The sequence below is a fragment of the Campylobacter australis genome (assembly GCF_050586305.1).
Classification (GTDB): domain Bacteria; phylum Campylobacterota; class Campylobacteria; order Campylobacterales; family Campylobacteraceae; genus Campylobacter_A.
The window spans coordinates 1-416 of the sequence record NZ_JAXUAA010000031.1; the positions used below are offsets into that span (position 1 = coordinate 1).

Below are 416 nucleotides of genomic sequence, written 5' to 3' on the forward strand. Positions count from 1 at the left end.
AGTATCTAAAGGAGCAGTCTTTCCTTTGTCACTTTGTGAGCTAGACAAGTCTGTCGTGCGTCTAGCGATACTGTCTTTTTTTTCAAAGGCTGTTAATACCCAATTTTGGTTATCGCCGTTAAAATCTTTTCTTATACCTACTTTATAATTTTCATTTTCAAGTTGATAACGCCTTTGCGTCTCTTTTTTAATTGGTAGCGTTTGCACTAATTCATCAAGATTATTTAATACTTCTGGATGAAATTTCACTATCTTTGCAAGTCCGCTTCCGTCACTCTTGCCACTTCCAACATCTCCCCAGTGTAGTGTTATATCCCCTATCTCATCACGCCAAAACGCTCCTGCTACTTGTCCTTGTTTTTCAGTAAGTAGTTTATTTACAGCACCTACTCCGTCATGATAAAACTCAGCGTAAT

General features: G+C 38.0%; 1 protein-coding gene. It reads right to left on the reverse strand.

Translation table 11 applies throughout. The annotated features are described in order from the left end of the window. A partial coding sequence (locus U5B17_RS09690; RefSeq protein WP_489699216.1) for a putative barnase/colicin E5 family endoribonuclease occupies nucleotides 1-416 on the reverse strand: 416 nt, incomplete at both ends.